The sequence below is a fragment of the Pseudonocardia sp. D17 genome (assembly GCF_036984265.1).
GTDB classification, from domain to species: Bacteria; Actinomycetota; Actinomycetes; order Mycobacteriales; family Pseudonocardiaceae; genus Pseudonocardia; species Pseudonocardia benzenivorans.
On sequence record NZ_BPRG01000198.1, the window covers coordinates 116,467 to 135,518 of the forward strand.

20 protein-coding genes are annotated in these 19,052 nt (G+C 72.1%); 16 read left to right on the forward strand and 4 right to left on the reverse strand.

Annotated elements, in window-relative coordinates; all coding sequences use genetic code 11:
• The first annotated feature begins 185 nt into the window (after positions 1-185).
• Together PSD17_RS26730 and PSD17_RS26735 are read left to right on the forward strand one after the other, a co-directional pair.
• A complete protein-coding gene (locus PSD17_RS26730; RefSeq protein ID WP_339125062.1) occupies positions 186-1,586 on the forward strand; it encodes a right-handed parallel beta-helix repeat-containing protein in 1,401 nt (466 codons plus the stop codon).
• Between the two features lie 83 nt (positions 1,587-1,669).
• Positions 1,670-2,563 carry an LLM class flavin-dependent oxidoreductase gene (locus PSD17_RS26735; protein ID WP_013677920.1) on the forward strand — a complete coding sequence of 298 codons (894 nt, stop codon included), beginning with the start codon at positions 1,670-1,672 and terminating at the stop codon, positions 2,561-2,563.
• A gap of 17 nt (positions 2,564-2,580) precedes the next feature.
• On the opposite strand, the gene PSD17_RS26740 is transcribed toward PSD17_RS26735, so the two are convergent.
• The 3 genes from PSD17_RS26740 to PSD17_RS26750 are packed head-to-tail and all read right to left on the reverse strand — an operon-like array spanning position 2,581 to position 5,997.
• Entirely contained in the window at positions 2,581-4,026 is a 1,446-nt protein-coding gene (locus PSD17_RS26740; protein WP_339125063.1) for a glycosyltransferase family 39 protein, read from the reverse strand.
• A gap of 35 nt (positions 4,027-4,061) precedes the next feature.
• A complete protein-coding gene (locus PSD17_RS26745) occupies positions 4,062-4,763 on the reverse strand; it encodes a TetR/AcrR family transcriptional regulator (RefSeq protein WP_339125064.1) in 702 nt (233 codons plus the stop codon).
• A gap of 22 nt (positions 4,764-4,785) precedes the next feature.
• Positions 4,786-5,997, reverse strand: coding sequence for a YbfB/YjiJ family MFS transporter (locus PSD17_RS26750; protein WP_339125065.1), 1,212 nt, complete (start codon positions 5,995-5,997; stop codon positions 4,786-4,788).
• 118 nt (positions 5,998-6,115) lie between these two features.
• Between PSD17_RS26750 and PSD17_RS26755 the strand changes: the two genes are divergently transcribed.
• The 10 genes from PSD17_RS26755 (at position 6,116) to PSD17_RS26800 (ending at position 14,578) form a co-directional block, all read left to right on the forward strand.
• Complete coding sequence (locus PSD17_RS26755; RefSeq protein ID WP_103381800.1) at positions 6,116-6,682, forward strand: flavin reductase family protein; 567 nt, start codon at positions 6,116-6,118, stop codon at positions 6,680-6,682.
• A 42-nt stretch (positions 6,683-6,724) separates the two neighbouring features.
• Positions 6,725-7,309, forward strand: coding sequence for a UbiX family flavin prenyltransferase (locus tag PSD17_RS26760; protein WP_103381808.1), 585 nt, complete (start codon positions 6,725-6,727; stop codon positions 7,307-7,309).
• A 70-nt stretch (positions 7,310-7,379) separates the two neighbouring features.
• Positions 7,380-7,928 (forward strand): MarR family winged helix-turn-helix transcriptional regulator, encoded by a 549-nt coding sequence (locus PSD17_RS26765; RefSeq protein ID WP_103381799.1) that lies wholly within the window; start codon positions 7,380-7,382, stop codon positions 7,926-7,928.
• 138 nt (positions 7,929-8,066) lie between these two features.
• Complete coding sequence (locus PSD17_RS26770; RefSeq protein WP_103381798.1) at positions 8,067-9,104, forward strand: ABC transporter substrate-binding protein; 1,038 nt, start codon at positions 8,067-8,069, stop codon at positions 9,102-9,104.
• Positions 9,101-9,838 (forward strand): isochorismatase family protein, encoded by a 738-nt coding sequence (locus PSD17_RS26775; protein ID WP_339125066.1) that lies wholly within the window; start codon positions 9,101-9,103, stop codon positions 9,836-9,838. Before PSD17_RS26770 ends, PSD17_RS26775 begins: the two co-directional genes overlap by 4 nt.
• Before the next feature lie 18 nt (positions 9,839-9,856).
• Positions 9,857-10,564, forward strand: a complete 708-nt coding sequence (locus PSD17_RS26780; RefSeq protein WP_103381796.1) for an isochorismatase family protein — start codon at positions 9,857-9,859, stop codon at positions 10,562-10,564.
• Positions 10,561-11,412 (forward strand): ABC transporter ATP-binding protein, encoded by an 852-nt coding sequence (locus PSD17_RS26785; RefSeq protein ID WP_234028041.1) that lies wholly within the window; start codon positions 10,561-10,563, stop codon positions 11,410-11,412. Before PSD17_RS26780 ends, PSD17_RS26785 begins: the two co-directional genes overlap by 4 nt.
• Positions 11,409-12,224 (forward strand): ABC transporter permease, encoded by an 816-nt coding sequence (locus tag PSD17_RS26790; protein ID WP_339125067.1) that lies wholly within the window; start codon positions 11,409-11,411, stop codon positions 12,222-12,224. The genes PSD17_RS26785 and PSD17_RS26790 overlap by 4 nt, the downstream gene beginning before the upstream one ends.
• Positions 12,221-12,997 carry an ABC transporter permease gene (locus PSD17_RS26795; protein ID WP_339125068.1) on the forward strand — a complete coding sequence of 259 codons (777 nt, stop codon included), beginning with the start codon at positions 12,221-12,223 and terminating at the stop codon, positions 12,995-12,997. Before PSD17_RS26790 ends, PSD17_RS26795 begins: the two co-directional genes overlap by 4 nt.
• A 12-nt stretch (positions 12,998-13,009) precedes the next feature.
• Positions 13,010-14,578 carry a UbiD family decarboxylase gene (locus PSD17_RS26800; protein WP_339125069.1) on the forward strand — a complete coding sequence of 523 codons (1,569 nt, stop codon included), beginning with the start codon at positions 13,010-13,012 and terminating at the stop codon, positions 14,576-14,578.
• A 49-nt stretch (positions 14,579-14,627) separates the two neighbouring features.
• Here the strand turns inward: PSD17_RS26800 and PSD17_RS26805 are convergent, their stop codons facing one another.
• On the reverse strand, positions 14,628-15,440 hold the full coding sequence (locus tag PSD17_RS26805; RefSeq protein WP_339125070.1) for a carbon-nitrogen hydrolase family protein: 813 nt from the start codon (positions 15,438-15,440) through the stop codon (positions 14,628-14,630).
• 141 nt (positions 15,441-15,581) lie between these two features.
• Here PSD17_RS26805 and PSD17_RS26810 point away from each other — a divergent pair, with 141 nt between their 5' ends.
• From PSD17_RS26810 to PSD17_RS26825, 4 genes are read left to right on the forward strand one after another with little or no spacing between them, the layout of a single operon-like run.
• Positions 15,582-17,066: a 4-hydroxyphenylacetate 3-hydroxylase family protein gene (locus PSD17_RS26810; RefSeq protein WP_103381791.1), complete on the forward strand. Its 1,485-nt coding sequence runs from the start codon at positions 15,582-15,584 to the stop codon at positions 17,064-17,066.
• Positions 17,066-18,004, forward strand: coding sequence for an ABC transporter substrate-binding protein (locus PSD17_RS26815; protein WP_339125071.1), 939 nt, complete (start codon positions 17,066-17,068; stop codon positions 18,002-18,004). The genes PSD17_RS26810 and PSD17_RS26815 overlap by 1 nt, the downstream gene beginning before the upstream one ends.
• The gene (locus PSD17_RS26820; RefSeq protein ID WP_103381790.1) at positions 18,001-18,684 is read left to right on the forward strand and encodes a DUF2848 family protein; all 684 of its coding nucleotides are present in this window, start codon (positions 18,001-18,003) and stop codon (positions 18,682-18,684) included. The genes PSD17_RS26815 and PSD17_RS26820 overlap by 4 nt, the downstream gene beginning before the upstream one ends.
• Complete coding sequence (locus tag PSD17_RS26825) at positions 18,681-19,034, forward strand: cupin domain-containing protein (protein ID WP_103381789.1); 354 nt, start codon at positions 18,681-18,683, stop codon at positions 19,032-19,034. The genes PSD17_RS26820 and PSD17_RS26825 overlap by 4 nt, the downstream gene beginning before the upstream one ends.
• The last annotated feature ends 18 nt before the right edge of the window (positions 19,035-19,052 follow it).

Here is a 19,052-nt window from a genome sequence, read left to right on the forward strand (position 1 = left end):
GGTCTCCGGACGAGTGGCGCCAGGCGCGGGGGTGGACGGTTCGGAGCCACTCGGGTGGGGGATGCGCTGTCGCGACGGTGCGCGCTGAGCGCTGTTGCGGGCCGTTCGGCCGCACGTCGTGCACCTTTTTGCCGTCCGCTAACCCGCGGGACGCAAGATGGAGGTATGACGACGAGGGCCCGAGAATGACCTCCTCCCCGCCGCCGACCCCGCCGCGCGTCGAGGACACCCAGCCCATCCCGCCCTCGCCGCCCAAGGCGCCCCGGCCGCGGTGGCGGTTGTTCGCGGCGGTGGGTGTCGTCGTCGTGCTCGTCGCCGTCGGACTGTGGTGGGCCCTGTCGCCGAAGGGCGCGCCGTCCTCGTCGCAGGCGCCTGTCGCGATCCCCTCCGGCGTCGGGCCGGCCCCGGCGGGCACCGGGAAGACCCTCGACGTCGCCGCCGACGGTTCGAAGCAGTACCGCACCATCGCCGACGCGGCCGCCCAGGCCCAGCCCGGCGACACGATCCTCATCCAGCCGGGCTCCTACGCCGGCTTCACCGTCCCGAGGAGCGGCACCGACGGCGAGTGGATCACCTACCAGGCCGCGCCCGGCGGGCAGGTCCTGATCGACAGCGACGACGCGTCGGACAAGGGTCGCGTCGACCTCTCGGGCCGCTCGTTCATCAAACTGGCCGGCATCGTCGTGCAGGACGCGAACCACTTCGGCATCTACGCCGAGAAGACCTCGAACATCGTGCTCGACCACGTCGAGGTGGCCGACTCCCGGCATGGCGGCGTCGTGTTCCTGACGGGCACGAACATCACCGTCCAGTACAGCAACGTCCACGGCAACAACTCCATCGGCACCGACGCCGAGATGGAGGCCATCAGCATGGACAACGTGCAGGGCTTCGAGATCGTCGGCTGCACGGTCACCGGGAACGGCGAAGAGGGCATCGACGCGAAGTACGAGTCGAGCAACGGCCGCATCCACGGCAACACGGCCACCGGCAACCGCGGGCCGAACATCTACATCGACTCCGCGCACGACATCGTGGTGTCCGACAACAAGGTCTCCGGTGCCACCGGCCCCGGCAAGAGCGGGATCATGCTCGGCGTCGAGGACTACTCCGACAGCCGGCGCATCGCGAACATCACCGTCGAGAACAACGTCGCGACCGGCAACACCGGGGGCGGCATCGCCTTCTTCACCGAGTCGAACGGGACGTTCCAGAACATCTCGATCATCAACAACACGCTGGCGGGCAACCAGACGGCGGGCCTGGTCGTCGGCGACACTCAGCTGTCGGGCACGAACGTGCTGCGCAACAACGTCTTCGGCGACAACGCCGGCCGCGACATCAAGGGCTCCACCGACGACTTCACGGTCGACCACAACCTGTTCTCCGCGCCGGGTCCCGGCAGCGACAACGTCGTCGGCGCACCGGTGTTCGTCGACGAGGCGGGCGGCAACCTCGCGCTGGCGCCCGACTCGCCCGGCATCGGCGCGGGCTCGCCGGAGGGGGCACCCGCCGCGGACATCAACGGCGTCGCGCGACAGGGCGACAAACCGGACATCGGCGCCTACCAGACGCCTGCGGGCTGAGGCCCGCGACACATCGCCCTGCGGCATCGGCGACGTCCGACCCAGGATGGCGGTCGTAGCTCCCGACCGAACGAGGAGATCGAGTGTCGACGCTGGCGATCGGTGCGTGGCTGGGTACGTCGTGGTCGCCCGACGAGGTGGTCACCGTCGGACGTGAGGTGGAGGCGGCCGGGTACGACGGCATCTGGCTCGCCGACCACTTCATGAACAACACCGGCACCGAGGAACGCTCCGGGAGCCGGAACCTCGAGGTCTTCGGCCTGCTCGCGGGCCTCGCCACGACCGTGCCGCGGGTCCGGCTGGGCAGCCTCGTCGCGTCGATGACCTACCGCCATCCCGCCGTGCTCGCCAACATCGCCGCGACCGTCGACGGGCTGAGCGGCGGTCGCCTGGTGCTGGGCGTCGGCACGGGCTGGCAGCTCAACGAGCACGCCGCCTACGGCCTGCCGCTCGGCCCGCCCAGGGAGCGGATCGACCGCTTCGTCGAGGGGCTCGACGTGCTCACCGGCCTGCTGCGCGACGACAGCACGACCGTCGACGGCGAGTACTACACGGTGTCCGACGCGCCGCGCGTCGTCGCCGCCGACGCGCCCCGGACCCCGCTGCTCATCGGGGCGAGCGGCGAGCGGCGCATGCTCGGCGTCGTCGCCCGCTACGCCGACGAGTGGAACTGCTGGTCGACCCCGGAGCTGTTCGCGCACAAGTCGGCCGTGCTCGACGAGCACTGCGCACGCGTCGGTCGCGACCCCCGGACGATCCGCCGCAGCACCCAGGCGATCATCGACATCGACGGTGAGGGCCTCGGCCCGGGCAGCGCCGTGGTGTCCGGCTCGGTGGCCGAGATCGTCGACGTGATCGGTCGCTGGCGGGAGGCCGGGCTCGACGAGCTGATCGTCCCGGGCATCCGCGGCACCGCCGACCAGGCGAGGCGCCTGTTCGACCGGATCATGGGCGAGATCGTCCCGCAGCTGGTCTGAGCCCGCGGCACGGCCGCTCAGCCGAGGTGGCTCAGCCGCGGCCACAGCTGCGCCCACGTCCCGCGCGGTGCCCGGCAGTCGTAGATCGCGGCGTGCAGGTCGGTCTCCTCCCCGTCGACGTGGCGGGAGTAGGTGATCGGCGCGATCTCGCGGACGTCGGCCCAGTAGGCGCCGAGCTCGCCGGGCGCCCACGTCCCGACGCAGAGCACCTCGTCGGGCGTGCCCGTGTGCGGCGCCCAGTCGGCGTAGGAGTTCTGCCCGCTGACGACGGTCGCGTGCAGGCCTGACGCCGGCCCGAGCAGCTGCAGCGCCCCGGCCTCGCCGTAGTTGGCCGCCAGGATCGGCGTGCCGGGTGGCATGCGCGCCTCGGCGTCGCGGACCTGGTCGACGAACTGCGGCCAGCCGTAGGTCTCCAGCACGAACGGGCTGACGGCGCGCAGGTCGTTCGCCGTCGTGACGGGCAGCGTCGGCAGCCAGACGAGCACCGCCAGCACCCCGGAGACGGCGACGGCGACCGGCCAGCCGACTCGCCCGCGCCGCCCGTCCGATGCCTCCACACTGACGGCGCCCGCCGCGAACAGCGGGGTGAGGACCGGGCCGGCGTAGTAGAACTTGCCGCCCGTCGCGACGAACGCGACCACAACGACGACCACCGCGCCCAGCAGCCAGCGGTCTTCCCGCGCCGCTGCCGACGCGAGCCGGCGCACACCGAGGACCCACAGCGCGATCAGCGGCGGCCCGGCGAACAGCAGGAGCAGGACCGGCAGCTGCGCCAGCGCACCGAGCGTCCCGCCCTGCTGCGCCGACAGCAGCGCCGCCATCCGCTGCTGCGGCCAGCCGTGCGTCGCGTTCCAGACGACGTTCGGTGCCGCGAGCGCCGCGGCGAGCAGGCCCGCCACCCACGGCCCGGGGCCGCGCAGCACGTCGCGCCGGAACACCGCGAGCCCGACCGCGACGCCCGCGAGCAGTACGAGGACCGTGTCCTTGTTCTCCAGTCCGACCCCGGCGACGAGCCCCGCGGCGAGCCACGCGCCGACCGTCGTCCGCCGGACGGCCCGGACGACCAGCACGAACGTCGCGCACCACACGACCTGGTCGACGACGGTCGTGCCGAACAGCAGCGCGGAACCGACGAACAGGGGACACGCGGCGACCGCCGCGGCGGCGAGGGCCTGCGCCCGGGCCCGCCCGCCCAGCTGCGCGGTCAGCACCGCCGTCAGCGCGACGCACCCGACCTGGCAGCCGATCGCGAGCACGCGCAGCGCGAGCAGCTGGTCGGGGAGATCGGCGGCGAGCCGGGCGACCAGCGGTGTCAGCGGCGGCTGGTCGACGTAGCCCCAGTCGGGATGGCGGCCCGCGACGACGTAGTAGAACTCGTCCCGGTGCCAGCCGTAGCGGGTCGCGACGGCCAGGTGCACGGCGGCCGCGACCGTGGCGACGAGCAGCACCGGCCGCCAGGCCACGCGCGCCGGTCCGGTACGAACGGCCGCGTCCGTGCTCACGCCGCGCCGCCGGGGAGCAGGAACGCCGCCGGCACGAGGTCGCGCACGGTGGTGCGGGCCGCGTCGTCGCCCAGCATCGCGGAGTCCGGGTCCTCGAGCCGGTGCCAGGCGAACCACGCCACCGTCTCGACGACGAAGCGCGCGGCCGCGTCGACGTCCGGAACAGGGCGCAGGTGCCCGGAACGGATCCGCCGCCGCAGGTACGTCGCCAGCCGGCCGACGAGCTCGCGCCGCCGCTCGACGAAGTGCAGGGTGGCGAGCTCCGGCAGGTCGGCGGCGCAGCGTTCGACGAGGGCGAGCAGCAGGCGGTTGCGTTCGACGAAGCCGTACAGCTCGTCGACGACGGCGACGAGCTCGTCGGCCACCGGCATCGTGCGGCGGCGACAGGCGGCGGCGAGGACCGGCAGCGTCGCGTGCGTGTCGGCCCAGGTCCGGGCGAGCGCGACGATCCGTTCGGGATCCGCGCCCGCGACGGGGAGCGGGAGCTCGTCGAGCGAACCGGGCTCGACGGCCCTCAGCAGTACCAGGTGCAGCAGCGCCTCCTTGCTGCGCACGTAGGTGTAGAGCGCGCCGTGGCTCAGCCCGAGCCGGCCGGCGACGTCGGAGATTCCCGCGCCCCGGTAGCCCTTCTCCACGAACACCCGGCCTGCCACGTCCGCCACCTCGTCCAGCGGCCGCGGCGCCACCCGCCCACGCATGCCCACGAGATTACTGACTGAGTCAGTCAGTCTTCAGGTCCCGGGGGGAGAGCCGGCCGGACGCGGTCGCGCACGGGTGCGGGTAGCGGATGCGCAGGGCCGCCGCGGCCAGCGCCGCGACCCCGACGACGATCGCGCCCAGCAGCAGCGCCGGCCGGTAGCCCCCGTGCAGCAGCGGGGCGGCGACGAGCGGGCCGGCGATCTGCCCGGCGCTGTAGCCGACCGTCAGCCCCGCGACCGCCCGCGGGACGCCGAGGTGTGTCCCGATGGGCAGGGCGACGGTGACGACGGCGAGGAAGGTCGCCCCGAAGAGCACTGCCGAGACGAGCGCGGCGACCGCCCCGTCGAACAGCGCGGGCAGCGCGATCCCGACGGCCTGCACGGCGAGCGCCACGATCAGCAACGTCGGTCGCGACCATCGGCGGAGCAGCATCGACCACAGCGCGCACGAGGGGAGGGCCGCGAGCCCCACGACGATCCACGCCGACGCCCCGATCGCGGGGGAGCCGTTCTGCTGCACCGCGGCGACGAGGAACGTGCCCGCGATGATGTAGCCGACGCCCTCCAGCGTGTAGGCGACGGACAGCGCCACGAACCACGGCCGGGCCCGGACGCGCCCGCCACGCTCGGGTGCCGCGGGCGGTGTGGGGTCCCGGCCGACGGGCAGCACCCACGCGACCGCGGAGAGCACGGCCGCCAGCGCCGCCGACGCCCACCACGCGACGGTCCAGTCCGCGATCGGACGCAGCACCGCCACGAGGAGCCCGGTCAGCGCGATGCCGCCGCCGACGCCGCCCATCGTCCAGCCGACGAGATGGTCGGGTCGGCCGCGCAGGTCGGCGACGACCGTCGTGAACATCGCGACGAAGACGATCGCGCTCGCCGCCCCCGCGACACCCCGCAGCAGCTCCCACACCACGGCGTTGCGCGTCGCGGCCATGAGCGCCACGGACACGACCAGCAGCACGAGCGAGATCCGGTAGATGCCGCGGGACCGCACCGTCTGGGGCACGACCGTCCCGAGCACCGCGCCGACGAGGTACCCGACGTAGTTCGCGGTCGCGACCGTGGCAGCGGCCTGCGCGCCGAGCCCGGCCTGGGCCTGCATCATCGGCAGGATCGGGGTGAAGCCGAACCGCCCGATGCCCATCGCCGCCGCGAGTGCGCAGGCACCGGCGACGACCGTGCGCCACGGCGTCGCCGTGCCCGACGCCGCCGCGGCCCGCGTGGTCATCGGTCTCCTGTCCGTCGACGTTCCCTCGACGCTAAGGCCTCGACCGTGAACCCGGGGAAGTAGTTGTCTCAAGTCTAGTACTTGAGATAACATACTGTCGGACGATCAAGGAGGGCGCATGAAGCTGCGGTCTGTCGAGGTGGATCGCGCGGGATTCCGCTCGGCGCTCGGGCGGTTCGCGTCGAGTGTCAACGTGATCTCGATGCGGGACGAGGCGGGTGAGCCGCTGGGCATGACCGCGACGGCATTCTCGTCGGTGTCGGACGAGCCGCTTCTCGTGCTGATCTGTGTGAACCGGGAGACGCGCACGTATCGGCACGTCGTACGGACCGGGCGTTTCGGCGTGAACGTCATGAGCGCGGCCGCCAGGGCGATCTCCGACCACTGCGCCCGGCCGGGGGCCGACAAGCGGCTGCGGGACGAGTGGCTCGTCCCCGTCGGGGAATGGACGTCACCGGCACTGCGCAACGCGTTGGCATTCCTCGACTGCGAGGTCGACAGCGACACCGCGGCGGGTACCCACGCGATCCTGGTCGGTCGCGTGACGGGGGTCGGCCTGGCAGAGGGCGACCCTCTCCTCTACTTCAGCGGGCGCTACGCGCATTTGCGTACTGAAGTACAGTACCGGCGACCGCTACCGCTGCCCATTGCCTGGGATGGCAGCGAAGACTGGGTGGCCGCGTGACGCGTGCCGCCATCATGTGAGACCGAGGTGACCGTGGGCGACGTGCGGCGACTGGTCGTCGGTATGACCGGGGCGTCGGCGCCGATCCTCGCGATCCGGATGTTGCAGGCCCTGCAGGCCGCCGAGGTGGAGACGCATCTGGTGGTGTCGCGCGGCGCGCGGCGGACATTGGCGGTCGAGGAGCCGGCGTGGCCGCTTGGCGAGGTGGAAGCCCTGGCGGATGTCGTGCATCGCCCCGAGGACATGGCGGCACCGATCGCCAGTGGCTCGTTCGGCGGTCTCGGAATGGTCATCGTGCCGTGCTCGATGAACGCGCTCTCCTACGTCGCCCACTCCGCGGCGCCGGACCTGGTGGCCCGGGCGGCGGACGTGACGCTCAAGGAGCGCCGCCGCCTCGTCCTCGTTCCTCGCGAGAGTCCGCTCCATCTCGGCCATCTGCGCAACATGGTCGCGGCCACCGAGCTCGGCGCGATCGTCCTCCCGCCGGTGATCGGCACCTACTACCGACCGACGAGCCTGGGCGACGTGGTGGACCACCTCGTCGGGCGTGTCCTCGACCTCTTCGACATCGAGCACGACCTGGTCCGGCGTTGGGCCGGCCCGCCGGTCGCCACGGGGCGACGGTGAGCGGGTCACCGGTGACGTCGCCCGGCCCCGGTGCCCCGCGGGCCGGCCGATCCTGCGGAAGTGGTGAGTGATGGACGACGGGGTGGCGGCCTACGCGACGTGGTCGGACGTCGGGGCCACGCAGCGGGACGCCGACTTCCGGGCCTATGCCTTCAACATCGCAGAGGCGCGCTACGTGATGCGCCGCGTCACGCGGATCATCAACGAGGAGGCGAAGAAGCGGGGGTTCGACCCGTTGCAGCACCAGGCGCTGCTGCAGATCTACGGGGTCCGCGAGGGTGTGCAGCTGACGATCAGCGGTCTCGGCGAACGCCTCGACGTGCCCGCTGCGTTCGCCTCCCGGCTGGTGCGTGCGCTCGAGGGCGAGGGGTACGTCGTCCGAACCCCCTCCGAGCAGGACAGGCGCGTCACGTTCGTCGAGGCGACCGACGCCGGCGTGCGGATGCTGCGCGAGATCGACGAGGAGGTCCACCGCCACGTGGCCTTCTTCCAGCACTCGTTGCGCGACGAGCAGCGGATCGCCGCGCTGTCGATCTTCGCCTTCTACGTGGGGATCGACGCCGACTCCCCGATCGCCGACGCGCTGCGCGCCGAGCGCGAGGCTCCGGACGCGGTCTGACGCTCCCGACGAGGCGGTCGTGGGTCGCGCCTCGTTAATTGGACGTGAATTACTTGACCTGAGTTAGCTACTGAAGTTAGCGTCTTCACTCGACCATGAGGCGTGGGACACACCCGCCCGGGATGAGGAGAGGTACGCATGCATCACCGAGGTCCCTCCGGGCCCCGTGACGGCTCGCCGTCGCGGGCCCGCCGCACGCGCCGCACCGTCCTCGCCGTCGTCGGTGCCGTCGCGGCCCTGACCCTGGCGGCCTGTGGCGGCGGGGCGTCGGGTTCCGCCGGCTCGAACACGGTCCGCGTCGCGATCGCCCCGACGGGCACCGCGCTGCCGGTGGTGGTCGCCGACAAGCAGGGCTTCTTCACGGCGCAGGGCCTCGACGTCACCTATCAGGTCTCGAACGTCACGATCTCCGACCAGCTCGCCACGCTCGGGCGGCAGTTCGACGTCGCCATGGGGACGCAGCCGGCGCTGCTGACGGCGGCCGCCCAGGGCATCAAGCTCGCCAACATCACCGGCGGTGCCGTCGACTCGAAGGACAACCCGCAGACCGACTTCGTCGCCTCCGCCGGCAGCGGCATCACCGACTACGCCGACCTCAAGGGCAAGAACCTGGGCGCCCTGACCCTCACGGGCAACATCCACTACGCGGTGCTCAACGCGGCCAAGGAGGCCGGGGCCCCACTGGGTCAGGACACCAACTGGGTCGTCGGCACGGTCCCGCAGCTGCCCGACACGCTCAAGGCCGGTCGGGTCGACGGCATCGAGGAGATCGAGCCGTTCGCCGGCATGACCGTGGCCAACGGCGGGGTCTCCCTGGGCTCGCCCTTCCGTTCCCTCGGCGACGAGGCCTTCCTTGGCATCTTCCTGGCCTCGAAGGACTGGGCCGACGCCAACCAGGACACGGTGCTCAAGTTCAACACCGCGCTCGCCCAGGCGGCCGACTGGATCACGAAGAACCAGGCCGAGTCGCTGAAGCTGCTGGGGTCCTACACCAACACCTCCGAGGCCGTGCTCTCGAAGACCCGGCTCCCGGACTTCAAGTTCCAGACGACCGCTGCGGACCTCAAGGCGGTGCAGGGCGCCGACACCGACACCTGGATCGGCCTGCTGAAGGAGTTCGGAAACTTCAAGGGCTCCGTGACCTCGGCCGACGTCCTGCCGAGCTGGGCCGGATGAGCGCCCCGACCGCGCCGGCGGACGTCGTCGCCAAGTGGGAGGCGCACTTCCCCCGCGAGGAGCTCGAGACGCTTGCCCTGGCTGGCTACGGCAACCGGCTGGGTTTCGGCACCCGCCCCGCGCTGCTGGTCGTCGACGCGACCTACAGCTTCTGCGGTGCGGAGCCGCTGCCGATCCGCGACGCCATCGCGGTCAACCGGCGTTCCTGCGGCGACCGCGCGTGGGCGGCCCTGGAGTACATCCGCGAGCTGCTCGCGGCGGCCCGCGCGGCCGGGATCCCGGTCGTGTACAGCGCCATGCGCGACCCGGTCGACCCCGCCTACGAGCCTGGGCTGTGGGGAGCGAAGAACACCCGCGGCGTCGAGGACGGTGGATCGCCGGGGGAGGGCCGTGACAACGAGATCCTCGACGAGATCGCACCCGGGCCCGGCGAGATCGTCTTCGCGAAGGACAAGCCGAGTCTGTTCGTCGGGACCGGGCTGCCCGGGTACCTGGTCGCCCGCGGCGTCGACTCGCTGATCATCTGCGGCGGCACCTCCAGCGGCTGCGTCTACGCCACCGCCGTCGACGGCTTCTCCCACAACTACCGGGTCGCGGTCGCCCGGGAGGCGTCCTTCGACCGTGTCGACACCCCGCACTGGGCAGCCCTGCTCGACATCGACATGAAGTACGGCGACGTCGTCGGCACGGCCGAGGTGGTCGCTCACCTCGCCGCGCTCCGGACCCGCGCCTGACATCGGAAGGAGACGCGCATGGCGAGCCCCACGGCGGTCCCGGACTGGCGGACCGTCTTCCCGGAGAACGAGCGACGGATCTACGAGGCCGCGCGGTTCGGCGGTCTGCTCGAGCCGGGACGGCGCCCCGCGGTCATGGTCATCGACGTCGTCGAGTCGTTCGCCGGACGGCCCGGCGAGGACATCCTCGACGCCATCGGCGAGTACCGGACCAGCTGCGGGCCCGCCGGTGAGGGCGCGATCGAGGCGATCGGCACGCTCCTGGACACCGCCCGAGCGACCGGCGTGCCCGTCGTCTACACGAAGGGCAGCGTGGTCGACAAGTTCCACTCGGGCGACTCCGTCAAGGGCACGCGGCCAGAGGAGGTCGCGAGCGTCTACGGCGCGCCCATCGTCTCGCGGATCGCGCCGCTCGAGTCCGAGTACGTCCTGGAGAAGACCAAGGCCTCGGCGTTCTTCGGCACGCCGATGACGTCGTTCCTGCAACGCCACGGCGTCGACACGCTGCTGGTCTGCGGGACGTCGACGAGCGGGTGCGTGCGGGCGTCGGTCGTGGACGGGTTCTCCCATGGCTACCGCGTCTGGGTCGTCGAGGACTGCGTGTTCGACCGGGCACCGACCTCGCACGCCGTGAACCTCTACGAGATGAACCAGAAGTACGCGTCCGTCGTCACCCTCGACGACGCCTGCCGGTACCTGCATCAGGTGCAGAAGGAGCAGTCGTGAGCGCGGCGGGCCGGGTCGCCGCGGGCAGCGCCCCGGCGGTCGCGGACGACGCCGCGCCGGGCGGGGTGTCCGTCGAGTGCCGCGGGCTCTCGATCGACGTTCCGACCGACGACGGCCCGAAGCGGATCGTGGAGGGCCTCGACCTGCGGGTCGAACCGGGCGAGTTCGTCTGTGTCCTCGGCGCCTCCGGCGTCGGCAAGACGACGGTGCTGCGTGCGCTCGGCGGCCTCGTGCCGCCCACCCCCGGCTCAGTACTCGAGGTCGACGGCCGGCCCGTGGACGGCCCCCCGGACGCCGGGGTCATGGTGTTTCAGAACTACGCGTCGTCGCTGCTGCCGTGGCGCACCGCGCTGTCCAACGTGGAGCTCCCGCTCGAGGGCTCCGTGCGCGACCGCGGCACCCGTCGGGAGCGGGCGATGGCGGCTCTGCGGCTCGTCGGCCTGGCCGACCGGCACGCCGCCTACCCGGCCGAGCTGTCCGGCGGTATGCAGCAGCGCGTGCAGATCGCCCGGGCGCTGGTCGTGCGGCCGCGGGTGCTCTTCATGGACGAGCCGTTCGGTGCCCTCGACGCCATGACCCGCGAGGGGCTGCAGGACGAGCTGCTGCGTATCCACGCCCGCACCGCGATGACGGTCGTGTTCATCACCCACGACATCGAAGAGGCCGTCTACCTGGGGACCCGGCTGATCGTGTTGGAGGGCAGGCCCTCCGCCGTGGGGCACGACCTGCGCAGCCCGATCGGCCCCGACCGCGAGCAGGTGGCGACGAAGGAGTCCGCCGAGTACCTGCGGCTGCGCCACGAGCTGTACGCCGCGGTCCGCGGTGAGCGGAGCGGGGGAGCGCCGTGAGCGCCGGCGTCCAGGTGCCCGTCGCGCCGGGCGTCGCCCCGGACGCGCCGCCACGGCGTCGGCGGGTCAACCTCCCGGGGCTGGCCCTGGTCGTCACGCTCGCGGTCCTCTGGGAGGTCCTGGTCCGGACGGTCCTGCGCGCCTTCGACAACCTCGCGCCGACCACGGAGATCATCCGTTCCTTCGGCGAGCTCGTCGCCCGGGGCGACCTGGCCGCGCAGATCGGGCACACCGTCGCGGTCACACTGATCGGCTGGGTCGTCTCGACCGTCGTCGGCGTCGTGCTCGGCGTCTGGCTGGGCCTGTCGGGCGTCGCGTGGCGCTGGTCGATGGCGAGCGTGGAGGTGCTGCGGTCGCTGCCGTCGATCGCGTTCGTGCCCGTCGCGATCCTCGTGTTCGGGTTCTCCGAGCAGATGGAGCTCGTCCTGATCATGTACGTCTGCCTGTGGCCGGTGCTGATCGCGACGATCGAGGGTGTGCGCGGTGTCGGGCCCGGCCTCCTCGACAGCGCCCGCACGTTGAACCTCGGCCGGCTGCGGACGTGGCGCTGCGTCGTGCTGCCCGCCGCGGTCCCGCGCCTTCTGGTCGGGGTGCGCCTCGCGCTGGCGCTCGCCGTCGCACTCGCGGTGATCGCCGAGATGCTGGGCAACCCGGCCGGGCTCGGGTTCGGAATCGTATTCGCCCAACGCGGCTTCCAGCCGGGGCAGGTCTTCGCCTACCTGTTCACCATCGGCATCGTCGGGTGGGCGTTGAACGCGCTGTTCACGGGCGCGGTCCGGATGTTCGCACCACGGTTCGCGGGGTCGCTGTGAGTACGGCGACCCGCGTCCCGCGGAGGAGGAGCGCGGCCGGGATCCCGCCGTTGCGCGGGCTGGCGCCACTGGTCGCCGTGCTCGTGCTGTGGCAACTGCTCGCCCCGGCCGACGACCCGTACTTCCCGCCCCCGAGCCGCTGGTTCGCCGCGCTCGGCGAGCTCGACGGCGCCGGCACACTCTGGTCGCCGCTGCTGACGACGCTCGTGACGTTCGTGATCGCGCTGGTCATCGCCACGCTGCTCGGCGCGGCGATCGGGGTCGCGGTGGGCAGGGCGCCGGGCGCAGACCGCGTGCTGGGCCCGACCTTCGAGTTCGTCCGGACGATTCCCGCCGGTGCGCTGGTCCCGGTGGCGGTCCTCGTGATCGGCTACACCCGGTCGATGACGATCGCCGTCGTGGTCGTGACGTCGCTGTGGCCGGTGCTGCTTGCCACCCGGGCCGCGGCCCGCCAGCTCGACGTCGCCCGGCTGGAGACGGCCCGGGTCCTGCACCTGAGCCGGCTCGACACCTTCCGCAAGGTCGTGCTGCCGTCGCTGAGCTCGAGCATGGTGCTCGGCCTGCAGATCTCGGCCCCGCTCGCGTTGATCATCACGATCGTCGTGGAGATGATCACGCAGGTCGACGGGCTCGGCAAGCAGATCGGCCTCGCCCAGTCACAGTTCCAGGCCGCCACGGTCTTCGGGCTCGTCGCGGTGACGTGCCTGATCGGGCTCGCCGTCAACATCGTGGCCGCGGCGCTGGCCCGCGCGACCCGCCGCTACGCCGCCTGACCGGAGGGACACATGACCTACCCGTACGACGACTTCCGCGGCTACCTCGACTCGCTCGACGCGGCGGGCCTGCTCGTGCGCGTCACCGAGCCGGTGAACAAGGACACCGAGCTGGTGCCGCTGGTCCGGCTGCAGTTCCGTGGCCTGCCCGAGGACGCGCGCCGGTCGTTCCTGTTCGAGAACGTGACCGACGGCCGCGGACGGCACTTCGACGGTGGCGTGGCGATCGCGACGTTCGCGGCGTCGCGGCGCGTCTACGCCCATGCGCTCGGCGCCGAGCTGGACCAGCTCGGCGCGGTCTGGCAGCGCGCCCTCGGCGAGCCGATCGAGCCCAAGCTCGTCGACACCGGCCCCTGCAAGGAGCGCATCGTCCTCGGTGACGACATCGAGTCGACGGGTGGGGTCGACGCGTTCCCGCACCCGATCTCGACGCCCGGCTTCGACAACGCGCCGTTCCTGACCTCCCCGTACTGGGTCACGAAGGATCCCGAGACCGGCGAGTACAACGTCGGGACGTACCGAGGGATGATCAAGGGACCGGGACGGGTCGGCCTGCAGATGGACACCCCGAGCCAGCACATCGCGATCCACCTGCGCAAGGCGCGCGCCCTCGGTGTGCCGCTCGAGGTGGCCGTGGTGCTCGGCGCGGTGCCGGCCGTCGGCCTCGCGAGCGTGCAGAAGGTGCCGTTCGGGGTCAGCGAGTACGGGGTGGCGGGCGGCTTGATGGGCCGGCCGCTGGAGGTGGTGCGCTGCGAGACGGTGGACCTGGAGGTCCCGGCGACCGCCGAGATCATCCTCGAGGGTCGGATCGACCCCACCCACCTCGAGCCGGAGGGACCGTTCGGGGAGGCCAGCGGGTACATGGGCCCGCGCACGTCGTCGCCGGTGCTCGAGCTGACGGCGATCACCCACCGCGAGAAGCCGGTCGTGCAGGCGTTCATCAGCGAGTTCCCGCCGAGCGAGTCCACGCTGATGCGCAAGATTGGTTTCGAGAACGTGTACCGGCGCTTCCTGCAGCAGTCCTGCAACATCTCGTCGGTCGTCGACGTGACGTTCTACGAGATGGCGACGTGCAACATGTTCTTCGTCATCAGGATGAAGGACCCGTCGCCGGGGCAGGCGTGGCAGGCGTTGTACGCCGCGTCGGGCTACGAGCCGTCGATGGGCAAGTACATCGTCGCGGTCGACGACGACGTCCACCCGTCCGACCTCGGGTCCGTGGTGTGGGCGCTGAGCTTCCGCACGCAGCCGGCCCGCGACGTCAAGATCCTCGGCGACAAACTCCCGAGGCTGGACCCGTCGATGCCGCTGGCGCCCGGCGCGCCGCCGGTGGCGAGCGGGTCCGCGATGCTGATCGACGCCACCCGGTCGCACCCGTACCCTCCGACGTCGTTGCCCGCGGAGCCCTACATGGCTGCCGCGCTCGAGCGCTGGAATCGGCTCGGCCTCGGCCCGCTCGACCTCACCGTCCCCGTCTCGGGTTACGAGCTGGGGGACTGGACGGAGGAGAACCGGGAGGAGGCCGCCCTGGCCGTGCTCGGCCGCTACCTGGAGACCGGTGCGAAGCTCCACGGCCGGTGAGGGGCGGCTCGCCGGGCCGGGGCGGCGCACGCCCACGGCCCCGGCGCGGTCACCCCGGCGCGACGGTGAAGCGGCGCAGCCGCAGCGCCGGGTTGGTCGTGCGGACGGCGGTGAGGACCGCGGGGTCGACGTCGGCGACGATCATCCCTTCCTCCTCGCCCGCATGTGCGAGGACGCCGCCGAGCGGGTCGACGATCATGCTGGCGCCGACGCCGACCGGCGGGACGTGGTCGGCGGCGACGACGAAGCACGTGTTCTCGATCGCCCGCGCCCGGCACAGCGTCGTCCAGTGGTCGAGCTTGTTCGGCCCGGCGACCCATTCGGCGGGCACGGCCAACAGGTCGGCCCCGGCGTCGACGAGGTAGCGGCTGACCTCGGGGAACCGCAGGTCGTAGCAGGTCTGCAGGCCGAGGGTGAGATCGCCGAGGGCGAGGGTCTCGGGTGCCTCGATCCCGCCGGGCCGCATCCAGTCGGACTCCCGCGAGCCGAAGGCGTCGTAGAGGTGGATCTTGCGGTAGACGGCCCGGACGCCGTGGCCGTCGGTCGCGACCAGGGTGTTGGAGACGCGGGGATCGTCCGGGCCGGTCGCGGCCTCGACCATGCCTGCGACGAGCAGCAGGTCGTGCTCGGCCGCGAGCGCGGTGAGGGACCGGACGAACGAGCCGTCGAGCGGCTGCGCGCCCGCCAGGAAGGCCTCGCCGAGTACCGGCGCGAACCAGGAGCTGTACTCGGGCAGCACCAGCACGTGCGCACCGGCGGTCGAGGCCTGCTTCGCGAACCGCGCGATGCGGTCGAGGTTGGCGTCCGTGTCCCGGCTCGGGGCGAACTGGGCGGCGGCGACGCGGGTGGGCGGCGAGGTCATGGAGTCTCCCGGGGTCGATGCTTTACCACGCAGTACATTATCTAAACACTTGACTCAACTCATCTATTTTGGTTGCCTATTTGGGCGAGACACCGAACCGGGCGGGGGCGACCTGCTCGTGTGCACGAGGAGGGACGGGCGATGACCCGCTCTGGCAAGGACTACATCTCGGGCCTCAAGGACGGCCGGCGGGTGTTCATCGACGGCGAGTACGTCTCCGACGTCGCGGCGCATCCCGCGTTCGCGGGCGCCGTCACGTCGATCGCGGCCGTCTACGACCAGGCCGACGATCCGGCGAACCGCGAGGTCATGACCTTCCCGTCGCCGCGCACCGGCGCACCGGTCAACCTCTCGTTCCTGATCCCGCGCAGCGAGGACGACCTCCATCGGCGCCGGCTCGCGCTGCGACGCTCCGCCGAGGCGACGGCGGGCCTGATGGGCCGCGGGCCCGAGCACGTCGCGGGCTTCCTCGCCGGCTGGGCCGGCCGCGCGGACGTGTTCGCCGAGGGCGGTGAGCGCTACGCGGAGAACATCACGGCGTTCTACGAGTACGTCCGCGACAACGACCTGTACTGCAGCTACGCGATCGTGCCGCCGCAGATCGACCGCAGCAAGCCCGCCCACCAGCAGGCCGATCCCCACCTCTACGCGGGGGTCAAGGAGGAGCGCGAGGACGGCATCGTCGTCGCAGGGGCGCAGATGCTCGGTACCGGTGCCGCGATCTCGGACTTCCTGATCCTGTCCTGCATCGTCCCGCTGCGCGAGGGCGACGAGAACTACGCGATCTCGGTGGCCGTCCCGCTCGGTGCCGAGGGCCTCAAGGTGTACTCGCGACGCGGCTACGCCGAGGCCGCCACCAGCGTCTTCGACTACCCACTGGCCAGCCGGTTCGACGAGACCGACGCGCTGATCGTCCTCGACGACGTGTTCGTGCCCTGGGAGCGGGTGTTCGTCTTCCGCAACCGCGAGGTCCTCGCCGGCTCCTGGAACCGCACCCCCGCGCACCTGTTGGGCAACAACCAGGCCCAGGTCCGGTTCTCGGTCAAGCTCGACCTGCTCACCGGGCTGGCCCAGCGGGTCGCCGCGATGAACGGCTCGGACACGTTCCCGCCGGTCCGGGGCACCCTCGGTCAGCTGGCCGCGCACGCGGCCATGGTCAGCGGGCTCGTCGCGGCACAGGAGCAGGAGTGCGAGATCGACGAGCACGGCGTGGCCTGGCCGGGCCGGGCGTCGAACTTCGCGGTGCAGACCCTGCAGTCGGAGTTCTATCCGAAGCTCCTGCAGCTGGTGCGTGACCTGTGCGGCGGCGGGATCATCCAGCTGCCCTCCGGCGTGGGCGACTACGACAACCCGGAGGCCGCCGCCGACCTCGAGCGCTACGTGCAGTCACCGGGCTGGCCCAGCGAGGAGCGCGTCAAGCTGCTCAAGCTCGTGTGGGACCTCGTCGGGTCGGAGTTCGCCGGCCGGCACGAGCAGTACGAGATGTTCTACGCCGGAGCGCCGTTCCTGGTCCGCACCCGGATGGCGCAGGTCTACGACTTCGCCGCGGCGGGCGAGCTGGTCGACCGCGTCATGGGCGGCTACGACCGGCACGGCCGCCTCGGCACCGACGGGACGGCCGCCTGATGGCGCCACTGCGGATCGGCGTTCCCGACCTCGTCTCGCCCTCGTACTTCCCCGCGATCGCCGCCGTCGAGCTCGGGTTGCTCGGCGACGAGGGCGTCGACGCGACGGTCGAGCTCGTCTTCCCGGTCACCGACGCCGCGGTGGCGTTGCGGGACGGGAGCCTGGACGTCCTCGCCGGTGCGGCGCACGCCCCGCTGTACGCGTTCCCGCGCTGGGACGGAGCGAGGCTCGTCGCGGCGATCTCCCGCAACACCTACTGGTTCCTGGTGGTGGCCGCGGAGCGCGGAGTCGGCCGTGGGGAGCTGACGAAGCTGCGTGACCTCCGCATCGGCGCCGCACCCGGCGTCGACGAGGGGCTGCGCCAGCTGCTCGTCAGGTCCGGTGTGGACCTCGACGAACGTGAGCTGCACATCGGCCCAGTGCCCGGCGTCGCGGCCGGCACGGTCTCGTTCGGGGTCGCCGCCGCCGAGGCGCTCGCCGACGGCAGGGTCGACGCGTTCTGGGCCAACGGCATGGGCGCGGCGGTCGCCGTCGCCGATGGCACCGGCACGGTCGTCGTCGACGCGCGCCGCGACGGGGGCATCGGTGCGGGCCTCACCTTCGCCGGGGTCTCCACGACCCAGGCGTTGATCGACCGAGACCCCGCGACGGTCGGCGCCGTCGTGCGCGCGCTCCGCCGTGCCCAGGTGCTGCTCGCCGAGGAGCCCGGCCGCGCCACCGAGGTGGGCCGGCGGCTCTTCCCGGCGCGCGAGGCCGAGCTGATCGCCGAGCTCGTCCGCCGCGACGCCCCCTGGTACGACACGGCGATCACCCCCGAGGCCGTGGCCGGGCTGAGCGACTTCGGCCGGCTCGCCGGACTCCTCCCCGATCCCGCCGACGAACCCGCGTACGACCACGTCGTCGCCACCGACCTCGCATCCACCGGGAGCATCCGATGACACCCCGGCCCACGGCCCCCGCGCCCCTCGTCCTCTCCGTCGCGGGCACGGACGACACACTGACGCTGACCGACTTCGACCTGGTCGTCGCCGGATACACGGGGCGCGACGAGGCCGCCGTCCGCGAGCACATCGAGGAGCTCGCCGCGATCGGCGTCCCTGAGCCGGAGACGGTCCCGGCGTTCTACCCGCTCGACCGGACACTCGCCGTCGTCGCCGACGAGATCGTCGTACGCGGCGCCGGTACGTCCGGCGAGGTCGAGCCGCTGCTGGTGCGTGTCGGCGGGCGTCTCTACCTCGGGGTCGCCTCCGACCACACCGACCGCGACCTGGAGCGGACCAGCGTGGCCGACTCGAAGGCCGCGTGCCCCAAGCCGATCGGGCGCACCGTGGTGCCCGTGCCCGCGGACCTCGACTGGGACTCCGTCGCCATCCGGTCCACGGTGGACGGCCGTCCCTACCAGGACGGGTCGCTGAAGGCACTGCGTGTCCCGACCGACGTCCTCGCGATGTACCCGGCGGCGGACGGACGCGACGTGGTCATGCTCGGCGGGACCGTGCCCGTGATCGGCGGGGAGTTCGTCATGGGGACGTCGTGGGAGATGACCCTGCAGCCCCCCGGTGGCCGGGCCCTCGAGCTCGACTACCGAGTCGTCGTCGAAAAGGGAGACCAGGCATGAGCAAGCCCGAGATCGAGTTCACCCCGGTCGAGAAGATCGAGTACACGCCCTGTGCCGGCGTCGTCCCCGAGCTCACCGAGCGGATCCTCGCCCGGGACCCGGAGAGCGGTACGGCGACACGGATCCTGCGGTTCGAGCCCGGGACCGACACGACCCCGAACGGGGTGCAGGTGCACGACTTCTGGGAAGAGGTCTACATCATCGAGGGCGAGATGACCGACCTGCGGCTCGGTGAGACCTTCTCCGCCGGCCAGTTCGCATGCCGCCCGCCCGGCATGGAGCACGGCCCGTGGGTCGCGGGTCCGCAGGGCTGCCTCACCTACGAGGTCCGGTACGTCACGACGGGTTGACGCCGGCCGGCGGCGGGC